18 protein-coding genes are annotated in these 15,606 nt (G+C 64.6%); 8 read left to right on the top strand and 10 right to left on the bottom strand.

Annotated elements, in window-relative coordinates; all coding sequences use genetic code 11:
- Entirely contained in the window at positions 1 to 1,044 is a 1,044-nt protein-coding gene (locus NKI52_RS02885) for a class II aldolase/adducin family protein (protein ID WP_352696969.1), read from the bottom strand.
- 228 nt (positions 1,045 to 1,272) lie between these two features.
- Between NKI52_RS02885 and NKI52_RS02880 the strand changes: the two genes are divergently transcribed.
- The 6 genes from NKI52_RS02880 to NKI52_RS02855 all read left to right on the top strand — a co-directional run bounded on the left by NKI52_RS02880 (position 1,273) and on the right by NKI52_RS02855 (position 8,026).
- Positions 1,273 to 2,055 carry a DeoR/GlpR family DNA-binding transcription regulator gene (locus NKI52_RS02880; RefSeq protein WP_352696967.1) on the top strand — a complete coding sequence of 261 codons (783 nt, stop codon included), beginning with the start codon at positions 1,273 to 1,275 and terminating at the stop codon, positions 2,053 to 2,055.
- Positions 2,052 to 3,431, top strand: a complete 1,380-nt coding sequence (locus tag NKI52_RS02875) for an FGGY-family carbohydrate kinase (protein WP_352696965.1) — start codon at positions 2,052 to 2,054, stop codon at positions 3,429 to 3,431. Before NKI52_RS02880 ends, NKI52_RS02875 begins: the two co-directional genes overlap by 4 nt.
- Complete coding sequence (locus tag NKI52_RS02870) at positions 3,428 to 4,972, top strand: sugar ABC transporter ATP-binding protein (protein WP_023680484.1); 1,545 nt, start codon at positions 3,428 to 3,430, stop codon at positions 4,970 to 4,972. The genes NKI52_RS02875 and NKI52_RS02870 overlap by 4 nt, the downstream gene beginning before the upstream one ends.
- A 20-nt stretch (positions 4,973 to 4,992) precedes the next feature.
- Positions 4,993 to 5,973, top strand: a complete 981-nt coding sequence (locus NKI52_RS02865; protein ID WP_502897738.1) for an ABC transporter permease subunit — start codon at positions 4,993 to 4,995, stop codon at positions 5,971 to 5,973.
- Between the two features lie 86 nt (positions 5,974 to 6,059).
- A complete protein-coding gene (locus tag NKI52_RS02860) occupies positions 6,060 to 6,998 on the top strand; it encodes an ABC transporter substrate-binding protein (RefSeq protein WP_352696961.1) in 939 nt (312 codons plus the stop codon).
- Positions 6,999 to 7,114: 116 nt separating this feature from the next.
- Complete coding sequence (locus NKI52_RS02855; RefSeq protein WP_023680481.1) at positions 7,115 to 8,026, top strand: sugar phosphate isomerase/epimerase family protein; 912 nt, start codon at positions 7,115 to 7,117, stop codon at positions 8,024 to 8,026.
- A 15-nt stretch (positions 8,027 to 8,041) separates the two neighbouring features.
- On the opposite strand, the gene NKI52_RS02850 is transcribed toward NKI52_RS02855, so the two are convergent.
- Both NKI52_RS02850 and NKI52_RS02845 read right to left on the bottom strand, forming a co-directional pair.
- Positions 8,042 to 8,497: a Crp/Fnr family transcriptional regulator gene (locus tag NKI52_RS02850; RefSeq protein WP_023680480.1), complete on the bottom strand. Its 456-nt coding sequence runs from the start codon at positions 8,495 to 8,497 to the stop codon at positions 8,042 to 8,044.
- 125 nt (positions 8,498 to 8,622) lie between these two features.
- Entirely contained in the window at positions 8,623 to 9,306 is a 684-nt protein-coding gene (locus NKI52_RS02845) for a response regulator transcription factor (protein WP_023680479.1), read from the bottom strand.
- Positions 9,307 to 9,450: 144 nt separating this feature from the next.
- Here NKI52_RS02845 and NKI52_RS02840 point away from each other — a divergent pair, with 144 nt between their 5' ends.
- Entirely contained in the window at positions 9,451 to 9,987 is a 537-nt protein-coding gene (locus NKI52_RS02840; RefSeq protein ID WP_352578133.1) for a L,D-transpeptidase family protein, read from the top strand.
- 137 nt (positions 9,988 to 10,124) lie between these two features.
- Here the strand turns inward: NKI52_RS02840 and NKI52_RS02835 are convergent, their stop codons facing one another.
- Complete coding sequence (locus NKI52_RS02835) at positions 10,125 to 10,373, bottom strand: hypothetical protein (RefSeq protein ID WP_352696959.1); 249 nt, start codon at positions 10,371 to 10,373, stop codon at positions 10,125 to 10,127.
- 162 nt (positions 10,374 to 10,535) lie between these two features.
- On the opposite strand from NKI52_RS02835, the gene gcvA reads away from it, so the two are divergent.
- Positions 10,536 to 11,456 (top strand): transcriptional regulator GcvA, encoded by a 921-nt coding sequence (gene gcvA / locus NKI52_RS02830; protein WP_352696957.1) that lies wholly within the window; start codon positions 10,536 to 10,538, stop codon positions 11,454 to 11,456.
- A gap of 3 nt (positions 11,457 to 11,459) precedes the next feature.
- Here gcvA and NKI52_RS02825 read toward each other — a convergent pair whose 3' ends face one another.
- The 6 genes from NKI52_RS02825 to tsaD all read right to left on the bottom strand — a co-directional run bounded on the left by NKI52_RS02825 (position 11,460) and on the right by tsaD (position 15,553).
- Positions 11,460 to 11,876 carry a DUF1761 domain-containing protein gene (locus NKI52_RS02825; RefSeq protein ID WP_352636956.1) on the bottom strand — a complete coding sequence of 139 codons (417 nt, stop codon included), beginning with the start codon at positions 11,874 to 11,876 and terminating at the stop codon, positions 11,460 to 11,462.
- 48 nt (positions 11,877 to 11,924) lie between these two features.
- Positions 11,925 to 12,581 carry a class I SAM-dependent methyltransferase gene (locus NKI52_RS02820; protein ID WP_352697080.1) on the bottom strand — a complete coding sequence of 219 codons (657 nt, stop codon included), beginning with the start codon at positions 12,579 to 12,581 and terminating at the stop codon, positions 11,925 to 11,927.
- Entirely contained in the window at positions 12,578 to 13,003 is a 426-nt protein-coding gene (locus tag NKI52_RS02815; protein ID WP_352456302.1) for an EVE domain-containing protein, read from the bottom strand. The genes NKI52_RS02820 and NKI52_RS02815 overlap by 4 nt, the downstream gene beginning before the upstream one ends.
- A 135-nt stretch (positions 13,004 to 13,138) precedes the next feature.
- Positions 13,139 to 13,435: a YciI-like protein gene (locus NKI52_RS02810; RefSeq protein WP_352509118.1), complete on the bottom strand. Its 297-nt coding sequence runs from the start codon at positions 13,433 to 13,435 to the stop codon at positions 13,139 to 13,141.
- Between the two features lie 25 nt (positions 13,436 to 13,460).
- Positions 13,461 to 14,471: an NAD(P)H-dependent glycerol-3-phosphate dehydrogenase gene (locus NKI52_RS02805; protein WP_352623010.1), complete on the bottom strand. Its 1,011-nt coding sequence runs from the start codon at positions 14,469 to 14,471 to the stop codon at positions 13,461 to 13,463.
- The gene (gene tsaD, locus NKI52_RS02800; RefSeq protein WP_352697078.1) at positions 14,468 to 15,553 is read right to left on the bottom strand and encodes a tRNA (adenosine(37)-N6)-threonylcarbamoyltransferase complex transferase subunit TsaD; all 1,086 of its coding nucleotides are present in this window, start codon (positions 15,551 to 15,553) and stop codon (positions 14,468 to 14,470) included. Before tsaD ends, NKI52_RS02805 begins: the two co-directional genes overlap by 4 nt.
- Between the last annotated feature and the right edge of the window lie 53 nt (positions 15,554 to 15,606).

Here is a 15,606-nt window from a genome sequence, read left to right as displayed (position 1 = left end):
TCAGCTGCCTCCGGCATTGAGTTTCTGGCGATATTTTTCGGCGTCCCAGTTGATCAGCTCGCTATTCTCCGCCGCTGTCAGATAATTCAGCTTCGCCGAGATATCGATCCGCGCTGTCACGTCGGAAAGGCAGCGCTGCATGGCGTCCGCACCGGCGCCGGCGTCGCCGCGCATCAACACGCCGAGTCCAGGAAACAGGATCGCCGCGGGTGCGGCGCCGCAGCGCTCGATGACGCGCTTCACACCCTCGTCCGGTCTCGCCACGACCGAGCCTTCGCCGAGAAAGATGACGTGGTCGGGGTAGAGGCTGCCACCCGAAGCCATGCGGCAGCTTTCGGGGTCGATCGCCACCGCATGCGCCTCAACGTCCGCCGGCAATCTGTAGTCGCTGTCGCCGGCGCGCGCCGTCAATGCCGCGATGTCCGGTTCCGCCACCTGGCGCGGCGGCCGCGCCAACAGTCGTGTCACGCGCCGCAGCAGCATGTCGGCCGCGGCGACGGTCTCGGCTGCAACGACCAGGCCGTGATTGCCGAGGATCAGGATATCCACGCCTGGCCGAAGGCGCTCGGCTATACCCTGCGCGAGTGGCAGTCCCGGCCGGCGATAGGGAATATACGCCCATTGATGGCCGTCGAGCCGCCTGGCGGCCTCGGCCTCGCAGTCGGCCTGCACGGCCAGCGAAATGGTCTCGACGCAGTGAACATGCAGAACGATGCGCTGCGGCATCAGCGCATGCACGGTGGTCTCGATCGACGGGCGCAAGCCGCGCGCGTTGAGGGCGTCGACAGTGAAGGCCTGCGGCTGTTCGGCGGCCGGGTCGCGCCGTTCGATGGCGTCGAGCAATGGCGGGATGCCGACCGGCACCATGATGTCCGCGATGAGCGCGTCCTTCAGCCAGGTGCCGGAGGCCTTGATCCAGAGCGTGTCGCCGGCTTTCAGCGAGGTGTTGCCGCCGGCGGCCTGGGTCAGATGCGGGTCGCTGCCGATGGCGGCCGAAAGCGACCGCAGCGCTGCCAGTTCCTGCGCATCCGCACTGATCGTCATCGAAATTCCTCCACAAACCGGCCGCGTGGCCACGGCTTTGGACGTCCCGGTGCCGGGACGAAGACCGACGCTGGTATCGCAGATGCGAGTAAGTTACGTCAACAGTGATGTTATCGCGTCAGATCAGGCTTGCAATCCGAGGCGGGTTGAGTAAGTTGCACCAATTGGCGTGCAAAATGGCAATGCCATGCAAAATGCTTGGGAGGCAAGCGCATTGGGAGGTAAGGGTTGAGCGACTCCGGCCGCCAGCGCCAGATTGTCGAGCTTTTGCGGGACCGGCCTTTCGCATCGGTGCGCGAGCTGCAGGAGCGGCTTGGCGTGTCGGCGGCGACAGTACGGCGCGACATCGACAAGATCGACGAGGCCGGCGAAGCGCGCAAGGTCTATGGCGGCATCTCGGCGCTCGATGGCGTTTCGCAAGCCGGCGTCGCCTATGCCAGGCCCTATGACGAGAACCGCGACCTCGCCGTCGAGGCCAAGCGGCAGATCGCCGCTCTCGCCGCCACCATGGTGCGCGACGGCGACGCGGTCATCGTGCATGGCGGTTCGACCTGCTTCCATCTCGGCGTCAAGCTCGCCGACCGCAACATCCGGCTCTACACCAACTCGATGCCGCTCGCGGCCTATCTCAGCGACCACGGCCATTGCAGCCTCACCGTCGCCGGCGGCGAACTGCACCGCGAGCCGGGCATCATCCATTCGCTGACGCAGACGGTGCCGTTCTACGCCTCGAAGTTCTTTCTCGGCGCGCAAGGCATCGGCCAGGAAGGCCTTCTGGAATCGCACCCGCTGCTGGTCCGCTCGATCGTCGAGCTCAGCCTCTGCGCCGACCAGATCGTCGTGCTGGCCGACAGCCGAAAACTGTCGATCCACGCGCGCAATGTGGCACTGCCGCTGTCGCGGATCGGCACGCTGGTCACCGATGACGGCCTGTCCGAGACAGATGCCCGCATGCTCGAAGATGCCGGCGTCATGGTGCGGATCGCGGCTTCCTCGGGAGGCGCCCAGTGAACATCGCCGTCCTCGATTTCGGCAAGACCAATTCGAAGCTGTTCGTCTTCGGCCAGGACGGACAGATCCTCGACGAGCGCCGCACCCAGCCGAGCTGGATCCGCAAAGGCGGCTTCAGCGTGCTCGACGAGCCAGCGCTGCACGACTGGGCGGCTCGCGCCATCGATGATGCAGTCGACACGCATGGCGTGGAAGGGCTGATGGTATCCGGCCATGGCTGCACCTTCGCGTTGGTCGACGAAGCCGCGCTGACGCATCCGATCCTCGATTACGAGCAGGAACCGCCAGCTGAAATCGCCGCGCAGATCGACCGCCGCATTCCGGATTTTGCCGAGACCTTTTCGCCGCGCCTGCCGCTTGGCTTCAACTACGGCCGCCACATGTTGTGGCTGAAGGAGGTGGAGCCCGGTGCCTTCGCCACAGCGAAATCGATCCTCGGCTACCCCCAATATTGGAGCTGGCGGTTTGGCGGCCGGCCGGTATCGGAAGTGTCGTATCTTGGCTGCCACTCGCATTTATGGGCGCCGCGCAAACGCGATTTCAGCTCGCTGGTCGATGCCGAGGGCTGGCGCGGCCAGATGCCCGCCTTCGAGCGTGCCGGCGCGGTGATCGGCGAGCAGCGCTTCGGCCAGGCCGCGAAGCCAGTCGCCATCCATAATGGCGTCCACGACAGCAATGCCGCGCTCCATGCCTACCGCCGGCAGCAGCTCGGGCCGGTGACCGTGGTCTCGACCGGCACCTGGGTGGTCGTGCTCAATCCGGACTGCCCGCTCGACGCACTCGACGGCGAGCGCGACATGCTGGTCAATGTCGATGTCGATGGCGGCCCGGTGCCAACCGTCCGCTTCATGGGCGGGCGCGAATTCGCCACGATCAGCGCCGGCTGGCAGGGCGCAATCGCGCCGTCATCGATACAACGGGTGATCGACGCCGGCATTATGGCGCTGCCGAGCTTCGCGCCCGGCGGCCCGATGCCGCACCGCCGCGGCGAACTGGTCGGGCGTGCGCCCAATGCCGAGGAACGCGCGGCCATGGCGCTGCTCTATGTCGCGCTGATGGTCGATCTGTGCCTCGAGCTGATCCATTCGGACAACACAGTGATCGTCGACGGCGGCCTGAACAATGGCGGGCTGCTTGCCGCGTTGCTGGCGCAGTTGCGGCCCGGGCAGGCTTTCCTGCAGGGCGCAACGCTGGAGGGCAGCGCCACCGGTGCTGCCGCACTTGCCTTCGAAAGCGTCGGACGCGAGTTTGCCACCGAAGCGCCGGAGGCGGTGCATGCGGCAAGTTTCAGCGGCCTTGCCGGCTATCGCAACGACTGGCGCGGCCTTGCCGCCGACCGGGCTGTGGCCAGCGCAGCTGCAGGAGGTGCGCGATGAGCGCCGCCGCCCGGATCGAGACGGTGCGCCAGCCGGTGCTGGAGATGCGCCACATCTCCAAGACGTTCGGTGCGATCCGCGCCTTGCACGATGTGTCGCTGACCGTTCACGCCGGCGAGCTGCACGCGCTGATGGGCGAAAACGGTGCCGGCAAGTCGACGCTGATGAAGGTGCTGTCCGGCGCCTACCGGCCGGACCCCGGCGGCGAAATCCTGATCGACGGCGTGCCGGCCGCGACTGGCGACCCGATCAAGGCGCGCGCCGCCGGCATTGCGGTCATCTATCAGGAGCTGTCGCTGGCGCCTAATCTGTCGGTAGCGCAGAACATTTTTCTCGGCAACGAGCCGCGACGGTTCGGCGTTGTCGACCGCGAGCAGTGCAATCGGCGCGCCAGCGAGATCATCGCGCGGCTCGGCGTGACCTTCTCGGCGCGCACTCCGGTCGCAAGCCTGTCGCTCGGCGAGCGACAGCTGGTGGAAATCGCCCGCGCACTGTCGACCAATGCGCGCATCATCGTCATGGACGAGCCGACCACGTCGCTGACCTCGCGTGAGACCGACCGGCTGTTCGAGGTGATCGCGACGCTGAAGTCGCAAGGCATCGCCATCATCTACATCAGCCACCGTATGGAAGAGGTCTACCAGCTCGCCGACCGCGTCAGCGTGCTACGCGACAGCGGCTATGTCGGCACGCTCGACCGCGCCGACCTGAACGCCTCGCGCCTGGTATCGATGATGGTCGGGCGCGATCTGTCGACGTTCTACAAGAAGGATCACCGTCCGCCGGACAGCAAGCGCGCCATCGCGCTGTCGGTGCGCGGCATGTCGGACGGCAATCTCATAAAGAATTGTTCCTTCGACCTCCACAAGGGCGAGGTACTGGCACTGGCCGGCCTGGTCGGCTCGGGCCGCACCGAACTGGCACGGCTGATCTTCGGCGCCGACAGGCACACATCAGGCACGCTGGAGCTCGGCGGCAAACCGATATCCATCGGTTCGCCGAGCGAGGCGCTCGATGCCGGCATCGCCTATCTGACCGAGGACCGCAAGCAACTTGGCCTGTTTCTCGACATGTCGATCTCCGACAATATCAGCATGGGCGTGCTGGCAAAGGACGCGAAGGCCGGCGGTTTGCGCGACTTCACGGCTGCCGAAAAGCGCGCCGCCAAGGCGGTGTCAGACCTCTCCATCCGCACCAGCTCGGTGCAGGCCAATGCCGGCTCGCTGTCGGGCGGCAACCAGCAGAAGGTGCTGCTCGCCCGCCTGCTGGAAACCGAGCCGCAGGTCGTCATCCTCGATGAGCCGACCCGCGGCGTCGATGTCGGGGCGAAGTCGGAAATCTATCGGCTGATCGACAACCTGGCCAAGAAAGGCATCGCCATCCTGATGATCTCCAGCGAACTGCCGGAGGTGATCGGCATCGCCGACCGCGTGCTGGTGATGCGCGACGGCACCATTGCCGGCGAGGTGACGGCGTCGGAGGGCGAGCCGCTGAGGCAGGAAGCGATCATGGAACTTGCAACGGGAGCGGCTCAGCGATGACCGACAAGGTGGCCGACACGATGAAAGCGGACGACCGGGCGGTCGGCAGGAGCACGAGGTGGCGTACCGCCATCGCCGCACTCGGCATGCTGCCGATCCTGATCCTGCTGGCGGTCGGCTTCCAGTTCATCAATCCGCGCTTTTTCACCCAGACCAATCTGCTGATCGTCATGCAGCAATCGTCGATCAACATCGTGCTGGCCGCCGGCATGACCTTCGTCATCCTGACCGGCGGCATCGACCTGTCCGTCGGCTCGATCCTTGCCGCCTCGGCGATGGTGGCGGTGATGGTGTCGCTCGTGCCCGATTGGGGACTGCTGGGCGTGCCCGCGGCCATTCTCGTCGGGCTCGGTTTCGGCGTCATCAACGGGCTGCTGATCGCCTATATCAAGCTGCCGCCCTTCATCGTCACGCTGGGATCGCTGACCGCCGTGCGCGGCGTCGCCCGCCTGCTCGGCCAGGACACGACGGTGTTCAACGCGGACCTGCCGTTCGACTTCATCGGCAACGGTTCGCTGTTCGGCATTCCGTGGCTGGTAATCATCGCGCTGGCGGTCGTCGTCCTGTCCTGGCTGGTGCTCAAGCGCACCGTGCTCGGCACCTGGATCATCTACGCCGTCGGCGGCAACGCCGAGGCCGCCAGGCTGACCGGCATCAAGGTGCCGCTGGTGCTGCTCTTCGTCTACGGCGTTTCCGGCCTTCTGGCCGGCCTTGGCGGCGCCATGTCGGCGGCCCGGCTCTATGCCGCCAACGGGCTTCAGCTCGGCCAGTCCTACGAACTCGACGCCATTGCCGCAGTCATCCTCGGCGGCACCAGTTTCGTCGGCGGTGTCGGCTCGATCTGGGGCACGCTGATCGGCGGCCTGATCATCGCCGTGCTGTCCAACGGGCTCATCCTCGCCGGTGTTTCGGACATCTGGCAGTACATCATCAAGGGATTGGTCATCATCGTGGCGGTCGCCCTCGACCGTTACCGGCTCCAGGCAGGAGCAAGAACGTGATGGCCCTTAGTCGCCGGCATCCAACGAGCCGGTTTCATTTGTAACGCACCGTGAGAGGCGCGGGGCATCAGGAGGAAAATAAAACAATGAAGACCATCGCTAAACTGCTCTGCGGCGTCGCCCTTGCGGCCGCCGTCATCGCGCCGGCATCGGCAAAGGATCTGAACAAGGTCGGCATCTCGGTCGGACTGCTCGGCAACCCGTTCTTCGTCGCCACCATCAAGGGCATCGAGGACGCGGCCAAGAAGATCAACCCGAATGTGCAGGTGACCTCGGTATCGGCCGACTACGATCTCAACAAGCAGGTATCGCAGGTCGATTCCTTCATCGCTGCCGGTGTCGACGTCATCATGCTCAACGCAGTCGATGCCAAGGCGATCGCGCCGGCGGTGAAGAAGGCGCAGGCGGCCGGCATCGTCGTTGCCGCTTTCGACGTTTCGGCGCCGGGCGCCGACGTCACCGTGATGACCAACAACGTCAAGGCCGGCGAAGAGGCGTGCCAGTATCTGGTCGATAATACCGGCGGCAAGGGCGACTATGTCATCCTCAATGGCCCGGCCTCGTCGTCGATCCTGGAGCGGGTCAAGGGCTGCAAGGACGTGCTGGCAAAGCACCCCGACATCAAGGTCCTTTCCGACGACCAGAACGCCGAAGGCTCGCGTGACGGCGGCCTGAAAGTGTTCCAGTCGCTGCTGACGCGTTTCGACAAGATCGACGCGGTCTTCGCCATCAACGATCCGACGGCGATCGGCGCCCAGCTTGCGGCCAAGCAGCTCAACCGCTCGGAGTTCATCTTCACCGCGGTCGACGGTGCACCCGATATCGAGAAGGAACTCGCCTCCGGCACGTCGATGATCAAGGCCTCGGCCTCGCAGGATCCCTATGTGATGGCCGGCCAGTCGCTGACGATGGCGGCTGACCTGCTTGCCGGCAAGAAGCCGGCCGAGCCGACGGTGCTGCTCGACCCGAAGCTGATCACGGCCGACAATTTGCAGGATTACAAGGGCTGGACCGCGGCTCGCTAAGCCGCCCACGCGTGGGGCGGCCGTGATCCCCGCCCGCACCTTTTTTGTCCGAGCAGCGGATTGCCAAAACCGCTTTGGCCTTGGGTCCGCTACTCCTGGAATGACCGGAGACAATCATGTCGCGCATCGGAATCCACTCATTCGTCTGGTCGGCGAGCTCGGCGCAGGGCGACCTCGAGCGGACGCTGGCCAACACCAGGGAAGCCGGCTTCGACCTGATCGAATTCTCCTATCTCGACCCCGCCAATGTCGACATTGACGGCTTGGCCAAGCGGATCGCCGATCTCGGCCTCGGCGTTGCGATCAGCATTGGACTGCCGGCCGACGGCGATATTTCGAGCGCCGACAAAACGATTGCCGCGCACGGCGTCGAAATCCTGGAACGTACGATCGCGCTGACCCGCGATCTCGGCGGCCAGAAGGTTGCCGGCATCCTCAGCACCAGCCACGGCTTGCAGAGCGAGGCGCCGACGCGTGACCAGTGGAACCGCAGCGCCGGCACGCTGGCCGAGGTGGCGGACACGGCAAAATCAGCCGGCGTCACCCTCAACCTCGAAATCGTCAACCGCTTCGAAAGCAATCTGCTCAACACCGCCGCGCAAGGCATGGCCTTCATCGCGGACAGCGGCTCCGACAATATCTTCCTGCATCTCGACAGCTTCCACATGAACATCGAGGAGGCCGATGTCGGCTTGGCCATTCGCAATGCGGTCGGGAAGATCGGCTATGTCCATATCGGCGAGAGCCATCGCGGTTTCCTCGGCACCGGCAATATCGATTTTGCCGCGATATTCGATGCGCTGACCGCCATCGGCTACAGCGACGACCTCAGCTTCGAATCCTTCTCCTCGGAAATCGTCGACGAGAACCTGTCGCGGAAAACCGCGATCTGGCGCAATCTGTGGACCGACAATATGGAGCTGGCCAAACATGCGCGCCGCTTCATTGCGCTCGGACTGGAGACGGCACGGCGCAAGGCCGAGCTTGTTTCCGCAACGCACCCGCAGTTCCGAAATCGATCTGGTTAGGCCAGAGGCGCTATATTAGCCGGCAAAACGCGGCCCAAGTTCCTCGATGCGGCGGATCATCGCCTGGAAATCCTCCAAGATGCGCTGGTGCAAGTGAACCGCCAGTTCCGGGTATTCCTCGAGGATGCGGCGGAACATCTTGCGGCTGAGCCGCAGCACTTCCGAATCGATTTCGGCGGAGGCGCTGGTCAGCCGGTTGGTGTCGGCGATCAGCGCCAGTTCGCTGAGTATGGTGCCGGGGCCGGCGGTGCCGATCGGGATGCGCTCGCCGTCGTGCTCGCGGTAGAGCACGATGCGGCCGCTGACCACGATGTAGGCCGAATCAGCCTCGTCGTCCTCGCGGTAAAGCTTGTGGTCGGCTTTCAACATGGTGGTTTCGGCGCCGAAGGCGAGCAGACGCAGCTGTTCCTGCGTAAAGCCCTCGAAGAGCCTCACGGTGGACAGGATGCGGATGTCGTCATCCAGCGCCATCTAGCTATGTCCCCGAACCGTCAGTCCGACTCCTCCCCTACGAGGCCGATCCAAAACCACCTCCAGCCTCAGGACCGTACCCGAAAAGCGCCCCGCCCGGATCGCTTATTTGAATAATGAAATGTTTAAGGAACCAGCTTGTAGCCGCCGCTTTCTGTCACGAGAATTTCCGCGTTGGAAGGATCGCGCTCGATCTTCTGGCGCAGCCGGTAGACGTGAGTTTCGAGCGTATGCGTGGTGACGCCGGAATTGTAGCCCCAGACTTCCTCCAGCAGCACGTCGCGGGTCACCACCTTCTGGTCGGCACGGTAGAGATATTTGATGATCGAGGCTTCCTTTTCGGTCAGCCGCACCTTGGCGCCGCGCGGGTCGATCAGAAGCTTCTGGCTGGGCTTGAACGTGTAGGGGCCGACCGAGAAAGTGGCGTCCTCGCTCTGTTCGTGCTGGCGCAACTGCGCGCGGATGCGGGCCAGCAGCACGGCAAAACGGAACGGCTTCGTCACATAGTCGTTGGCGCCGGCCTCGAGGCCAAGGATGGTGTCGGAATCGGTATCATGGCCGGTCAGCATGATGATCGGCGCCTTGTAGCCGCCCTTGCGCAATATCTTTACCGCCTCGCGGCCATCCATGTCGGGCAGGCCGACATCCATGATGAGCAGGTCGATGAGCCCGCCACGCGCCGTGGCGACGCCTTTGGCGGCGGTCGCTTCCTGCAGGACATCGAATTCCTCATAAAGCGACAATTGCTCGACAAGGGTGCCGCGCAGGTCGTCATCGTCGTCGACGATCAGAATGGTGCGTGAAGTCATGGATCAATCCGTTGTTTTGAAAAGAGATTTCAGTTGACCGCTGCCTGTTTATGCGGAAGCTGACCGGCACAACAGCCGTTCACAGTGATTTGTTCCGTGGCACGATCATACAAGAAAAAACACGATCGCAATGCAGTCGGCGCAATTTTGCCGAAAGGGCTCACCGTGCTCACCGTGCGCGCGCGCCCCGGCCAACCCAGCCAGGGCTTTCTGCAGGCCGGCAAACTGGTGTTTCCATGTGCGCTGGGGCATGGCGGCATCTCGGCCGGCAAGCGCGAGGGCGACGGCGCCACGCCGCTTGCCTCGATGCGGATATTGTCGGGATATTTTCGCGGCGACCGTTTTGCCGGCGGCCGCCGGACGCCGCTGGCGATGACGCCGATCGGCCGCGACCTCGGCTGGTGCGAAGTGCCTGGGGACCGCAACTACAACCGCCCGGTCAAAATCCCCTATGGCGCCAGCCATGAGCGGATGCTGCGCACCGACGATCTCTATGACGCCTGCCTGGTGCTGGACTGGAACATTGTGCCGCGCCGGCGCGGGCGCGGCAGCGCCATCTTCTTCCACCTGGCGCGCCCCGGCTTCACGCCGACGCAAGGCTGCGTCGCGGTAACGGCCCGCACCATGGCACGGCTGCTGCCGCTGCTGTCGGAGCGGACGGTGGTAAGGGTGGTGAGGTAGTGAATAGTGAATAGTGAATAGTGAATAGTGAATAGTGAATGGTGAATAGTGAGTGGTGAGAAGCGATCGATAGGGACATGTGCAGGCGCACCGCCTAGCTTCCCATTCACCATTCACCATTCACCATTCACCATTCACTACTGCCCTATCCGCTTCCTCGGCCTCTGCCACCCTATGTCGAGAAGGCCGAGCCGGCCGAGTTCGCGGTCCATGGCGCGTGCGATGTCCTTGCGTTCGCCGCCGATGTCGCGCAGCTGGCGATCGGAGAGATCCTCGACATTCTCGCAGGGGAGATTGACGGCGATTTTTGCATGGCGAAACCAGTCAAGCACGGCGCGCAGCCAGGCCGGGCGGAGGGTTACCGAGCGCAAGGCGATGTCAGACATGGTGCAATCCGCTTCTCCGGACATCAAATCCGGTTTGATGTTTCTTCGATGCTCAGAGCATGGCGGATTGAAATTCAAACGGGAAACGAGTAGTTTTTTCTACATCTTCAAGTTTTGTTTGATGATTGGAATGCTCGACCGAACCCTCCTCGTCTGGCACTGATGGTGCGCCTGCTGCCTGGAACCCGTGCGCTGCGGACGCTGGAGGCAGCGGCGCGGCACCTCAATTTCACCCGCGCCGCCGACGAGCTCGGCCTGACGCCGGCAGCGGTCAGCCATCAGATCAAGGAAATCGAGGATCAGCTCGGCATCGTGCTGTTCACACGCACCAGCCGCACGATCCGGCTGACCGAGGCGGGCGCGGTGCTGTTCGAAGCTTCGACCGATGCGCTCGACCTGCTTGGCCGGGCCGTCTCACGGGCGCAGAAGGCGGCGCGCGGATCGGCGCTGCTGAAGGTCACCCTCGATGCGCAATTCGCGACGAAGTGGCTGATGCGGCGCGTCGACGATTTTCGCAAGCAGCATCCGGCAATCGAGCTGCGTTTCGACATCAGTTACGAGGTGCGCGACTTCGATCGCGACGACGTCGATCTCGGCATCCGTTTCGGCACCGGCAAATATCCGGGGCTTCGCTCACACCGGCTGTTCGAAAACGTCATCATCCCCGTCTGCAGCCCGGCCTTGCTGCGGGCTGGGCCGCGGCTGAAAGAGCCGCGCGACCTGTTTCATCACACGCTGGCGCATATCGAGTGGTCGCGCCAGGGCGTCACCTGGCCGAATTGGAGCATGTGGATGGCGGCGGCGGGCGTCGACGATTTCGACGACAGCCGGACCATCGTGTTCGGCAACTCGACCGATGCCGTCCAGGCCGCGCTCGACGGCAACGCGGTCGCGCTCGCCGATTTCGCCATGGTGGCAAACGACCTGTCCGAAGGCAGGCTGATCCGGCCGTTCGAACTCGGCATCAAGGTCGCGCCTGAATTCGCCTATTTCCTGGTCTATCCGGAGACCGCGGCGAATGATCCGCGCATCGTCGCCTTTCGCGATTGGCTTCTCGAGGAAATCGCCAGGACCCCGAGCTGACGGTCAGCCCGCCGCCGCGCCGAACCAGCCGATCACCGCGCCGATGAGAAGCAGCACGCCGAGCCAGTGACCAACATCGATGAGCGTCAGATCCCAGCCGAAACCTTCGTAGCGATGGTTGACCGAAAGCGTGGTGGCGACGAACCCCAGCCAGAGAACGAAGCCGAAGATCACCCCGGCAAGCAGGCTCGGCTCGCCGCCGGTTACGGCGCCGATGATCAGCGACATGACCAGCGCCATGACGAGCTCCGCGATGAAGGAGACGACGAAGGGCAGCATCGATTTGCTCATCGTCGCCGGATCAAGCTTGGCGGCCTTCAGCCACGGCTTGCTCAAGCCCATGTACCAGGCCCCGCCGAACAGCCACGCCACGACGGCGGCGACGACTACCGCCAGCCAATTGATTGCTGAAAAATCCATGGTTCCCTCCGGTCGATTGCGCGATGGAACGCCTGTTCGGCGATGCCGTCAAGCAAGGCGCCAGACGGTGGTGCGCTTGACCTCGGCGTCCTCCAGCGCCCGGGTCACCGCCACTTCATAGACGGCAAGCGGTTCCAGTCCCGCCCTCGGCAGATAGAAACGGCCGGGATCGCCGACGAGGATGTCGCCGCCGCGCGCCTTCAGCGCGACGAACCATGGCATCAGCCTGTCGGCGAAAGTTTTGTCGTAGAAGACGTCGCCGGCCAGCACCAAGTCCCAGCCGGCATCGCTGCCGATGCAGTCGCCGATGAGGAATTTTATCTCGGTCCCATTTGCCTCGGCATTGAGGCGGATCGCGGTCGCGCAGAATGGGTCGATATCGGCGGCGATCACCTCGGCAGCTCCGGCCTTCACCGCGGCAATGGCGACAAGGCCGGAGCCGGAGGCGAAGTCCAGCACGCGCTTGCCGCGCACCGCCGCCGGATTGTCGAGGATGTAGCGGGCAAGGCCTTGGCCGCCGGCCCAGGCAAAAGCCCAGAAGGGCGGCGGCAGGCCGATTTCGGTCAGCTCGTCCTCGGTCCGCCGCCACAGTTCGTACGCCTCGTCGGCCAGGTGCAGGCGGATCTCCGGCACATGTGGCGGCGCCATCAGCGCCGTGTTGTCGAGGATGAATTTCCTGGCGCTGTCCGGCGTCAGCGCCGTCATGGCGCCGGCGTCAGGCCGCCCATGCGGCAAACCTCTTGCCATTCGGCCGGCGTCACCGGCTGCACAGACAGCCGCCCGAGCCGCACCAGCGCCATGTCGGCCAGCTTTTGATTGGCCTTGGCTTGCTCCAGCGTCACCGGCTTCGGCATGGCCTTGAAGGCGCGGATGTCGACGCACTCCCAGCGGGGATCGTCGGTGGTGCTGTCCTGATGGGCCAGAGCGCAGACTTCGGCGATGCCGACGATGTCCAGCCCGTCATTGGAATGGTAGAAGAAGCCGAGATCGCCGATCTGCATCGCCTTCATGTTGTTGCGCGCCGCATAATTGCGCACGCCGTCCCATTGCGTGCCGGCCTTGCCCTTGGCCTTGAGGTCCTCGAAGGAGAAGACCGAAGGTTCGGATTTGAACAGCCAGTAGTTCATTGTGTTGCTCCTCCTCAGGGTGCCGCCGCGACTAAAAGCGCGTCGCGTTCGACCGGCCTCATGCGACGCGCTTTAGGTTCTTGTTGTATGCATGTCGTTATCACAAAACCGCTGCACACTTTTGCGCGACATGCATCAGATATCCGCCGGCTTGTTGAAGCTCCAGTTCCACTGCCGGATTTCGACGCTTTCGAACAGCCCTGCCTTGGTATAGGGATCGGCCGCCGACAGGGCTTTTGCCGCAGCCAGATCGGGCGCCTCGACAACGGCGAGAGTGCCGTTCGGCTTGCCGTCGGCGTCGAGGAACGGGCCGGCGAAGGCCAATTTCTTGTCGCCGTTCAGCCCTTCCAGGAAGGCAAGGTGCTTGGGCCGCGTATCGAGCCGCACCTGCAGCCTTCCTGGCTTGTCCTTGCAAATCAACGCAAACAGCATCTTCCATCTCCGCAATCGTTCGCGATTACATGTCGGTTTCGGTCTTGAGTGGCCTTGTCATCAACGCCGACACAGCCTGGTCTATGGTTATGGTGCCGTCCAGTATGGCGGCGACGGCGGCGATTATCGGCGCGTCGATCCGGCGCTCGCCGGCGATGCGGGCGGCGATTGCCGCCGTCGGCACGCCTTCGGCCAAAGGCAGGCCGGCTAGCGGCTTGCCTTGCCCCAGCGCCAGCCCATAGGCGAAATTGCGCGACTGCGCGGACGAGCAGGTGAGCAGCAGGTCGCCGAGGCCGGAAAGCCCCATCAGCGTCTCCGGCCTGGCGCCAAAGGCGGCGCCGATGCGGCGCAATTCGACGAAGCCGCGCGTCACCATCGCCGCCTGGGCGCTGGCACCGAGCCCGGCGCCGGTGACGGCACCCGCGGCAATGGCAAAGACGTTCTTCAGCGCGCCGCCGATCTCGACGCCGATTAGATCGTCGCTCGAATAACAGCGCAGATTTTCCGCCGAAAAGCGGGCGGCAAGGTCGGTGGCCAGAGCCTCGTCGCGGGCGGCGACCACGACGGCCGTCGGCAGGCCCCTGGCGACGTCGGTGGCAAAGCTTGGGCCGGACAAAGCGGCGACCGGATTTGCCGGCAGTATTTCCTCGGTGATGGACGATAGCAGCGCGCCGGTGTCGCGCTCGATGCCCTTGGCGCAGAGGACCAGCGGGACGCCTTTCGGCATATGGCTGGACGCGGCCGTCAGCATAATTCGCAACGATTGCGCCGGCGCTACCGCCAGAACGCAGTCGGCACCGTCGAGCGCCGCCTCGATGTCGCTCGTCGCCACGATGCCGGGATCGAGCGCGATGCCCGGCAGATAGCGCGGATTTTCGCCACGGTCGACCGCCGCGACGGTCTCCGGGTCGCGCGCATAGAGGCGGACGAAATGACCGGCGCGCAGCGTGGCCAGCGCCAGCGCCGTGCCCCAGGCGCCGCCGCCGAGCACGGCGACGCGCCAGCCGCTTGGCGCCTTGTGCCCGCTACCGGTCATGCCTTGGCCCCACGCCGGCCCGAGCCGACCATCGGGGCCGAGACGCTGTCCAGCGGCCAGCGCGAGCGCGGCACGAAATCGGCGGCGTTTTCACCTGATATGCCGGCGCGCAGGCGCTCGATGCCGGCCCAGGCGATCATCGCCGCATTGTCGGTGCAGAGGTTAAGCGGCGGCGCGACGAAGCTGAACCCGGCCTGCTCGCACAGGCCCTGCAATGTCGCCTTGATGGTCCGATTGGCGGCCACGCCGCCGGCGACAACCAATGCAGGCTCGGCCTTGTCCGGGAATTGCTGACGGAACCGGGTCAGCGCCCGCGCAACACGGTCGCCCAGCGCATCCGCCACCGCCGCCTGGAACGAGGCGCAGATATCGGCAACATCCTGGTCGCTCAGCGGGGCGATCGCGGTGGCTGCCTGGCGGACCGCGGTCTTGAGGCCGGAGAAGGACAAATCGGGCTGCACCGAGCCCTTCATCGGGCGCGGAAAGTCAAAACGGGCCGCATCGCCATTTGCCGCCGCCTTCTCGACATTCGGTCCGCCCGGATAGGGCAGGCCGAGCATCTTGGCCGTCTTGTCGAAGGCCTCGCCAAGCGCGTCATCGATCGTCGTCGCCCAGCGCTGGTAGTCGCCGACGCCGCGCACGGCGACGATCTGGGTATGGCCGCCGGAGACCAGCAGCAAGAGGTAGGGAAAGTCGAGCCCGTCGGTCAACCTGGCCGTCAGCGCGTGGCCTTCGAGATGGTTGATGGCGATCAGCGGTTTTTTGGCTGCCGCGGCGATTGCTTTGGCCGTCATCAGGCCGACGATCAGCCCGCCGACAAGACCGGGGCCGGCGGTGGCGGCAATCGCATCGATGTCGGCGAGGTCGACGCCGGAATCGGCCAGCGCTGCCTCGATGATGCCGTCGAGCGCCTCGACATGGGCGCGCGCGGCGATCTCCGGCACGACGCCGCCGAAAGCGGCATGCTCCTCGATCTGGCTGAGCACGATGTTCGACAGGATTTGCGGCGTGCTGCGACCGTCCAGCGCCACCACGCTGGCGGCGGTCTCGTCGCAACTCGTCTCGATGCCCAGAACGCGGATCAATTCGTCGCTGTCCAAAAATCGTACAGATTGTACTGTCGGCCTTTCCCCGA

This window comes from Mesorhizobium sp. M0590 (assembly GCF_040320905.1).
Taxonomy (GTDB): Bacteria; Pseudomonadota; Alphaproteobacteria; order Rhizobiales; family Rhizobiaceae; genus Mesorhizobium.
Note: the sequence above shows the minus strand (reverse complement) of the source record. Positions and strands in the feature narration are given on the sequence as shown.

What these genes read in the sequence shown, in the direction of transcription:
- NKI52_RS02885 (WP_352696969.1), bottom strand. Translation starts at nt 1,044, where the DNA reads ATGACGATCAGTGCGGATGCGCAGGAACTGGCAGCGCTGCGGTCGCTT.
- NKI52_RS02870 (WP_023680484.1), top strand. Translation starts at nt 3,428, where the DNA reads ATGAGCGCCGCCGCCCGGATCGAGACGGTGCGCCAGCCGGTGCTGGAG.
- NKI52_RS02865 (WP_502897738.1), top strand. Translation starts at nt 4,993, where the DNA reads ATGAAAGCGGACGACCGGGCGGTCGGCAGGAGCACGAGGTGGCGTACC.
- NKI52_RS02860 (WP_352696961.1), top strand. Translation starts at nt 6,060, where the DNA reads ATGAAGACCATCGCTAAACTGCTCTGCGGCGTCGCCCTTGCGGCCGCC.
- NKI52_RS02855 (WP_023680481.1), top strand. Translation starts at nt 7,115, where the DNA reads ATGTCGCGCATCGGAATCCACTCATTCGTCTGGTCGGCGAGCTCGGCG.
- NKI52_RS02850 (WP_023680480.1), bottom strand. Translation starts at nt 8,497, where the DNA reads ATGGCGCTGGATGACGACATCCGCATCCTGTCCACCGTGAGGCTCTTC.
- NKI52_RS02845 (WP_023680479.1), bottom strand. Translation starts at nt 9,306, where the DNA reads ATGACTTCACGCACCATTCTGATCGTCGACGACGATGACGACCTGCGC.
- NKI52_RS02835 (WP_352696959.1), bottom strand. Translation starts at nt 10,373, where the DNA reads ATGTCTGACATCGCCTTGCGCTCGGTAACCCTCCGCCCGGCCTGGCTG.
- gcvA (WP_352696957.1), top strand. Translation starts at nt 10,536, where the DNA reads ATGGTGCGCCTGCTGCCTGGAACCCGTGCGCTGCGGACGCTGGAGGCA.
- NKI52_RS02825 (WP_352636956.1), bottom strand. Translation starts at nt 11,876, where the DNA reads ATGGATTTTTCAGCAATCAATTGGCTGGCGGTAGTCGTCGCCGCCGTC.
- NKI52_RS02820 (WP_352697080.1), bottom strand. Translation starts at nt 12,581, where the DNA reads ATGACGGCGCTGACGCCGGACAGCGCCAGGAAATTCATCCTCGACAAC.
- NKI52_RS02815 (WP_352456302.1), bottom strand. Translation starts at nt 13,003, where the DNA reads ATGAACTACTGGCTGTTCAAATCCGAACCTTCGGTCTTCTCCTTCGAG.
- NKI52_RS02810 (WP_352509118.1), bottom strand. Translation starts at nt 13,435, where the DNA reads ATGCTGTTTGCGTTGATTTGCAAGGACAAGCCAGGAAGGCTGCAGGTG.
- NKI52_RS02805 (WP_352623010.1), bottom strand. Translation starts at nt 14,471, where the DNA reads ATGACCGGTAGCGGGCACAAGGCGCCAAGCGGCTGGCGCGTCGCCGTG.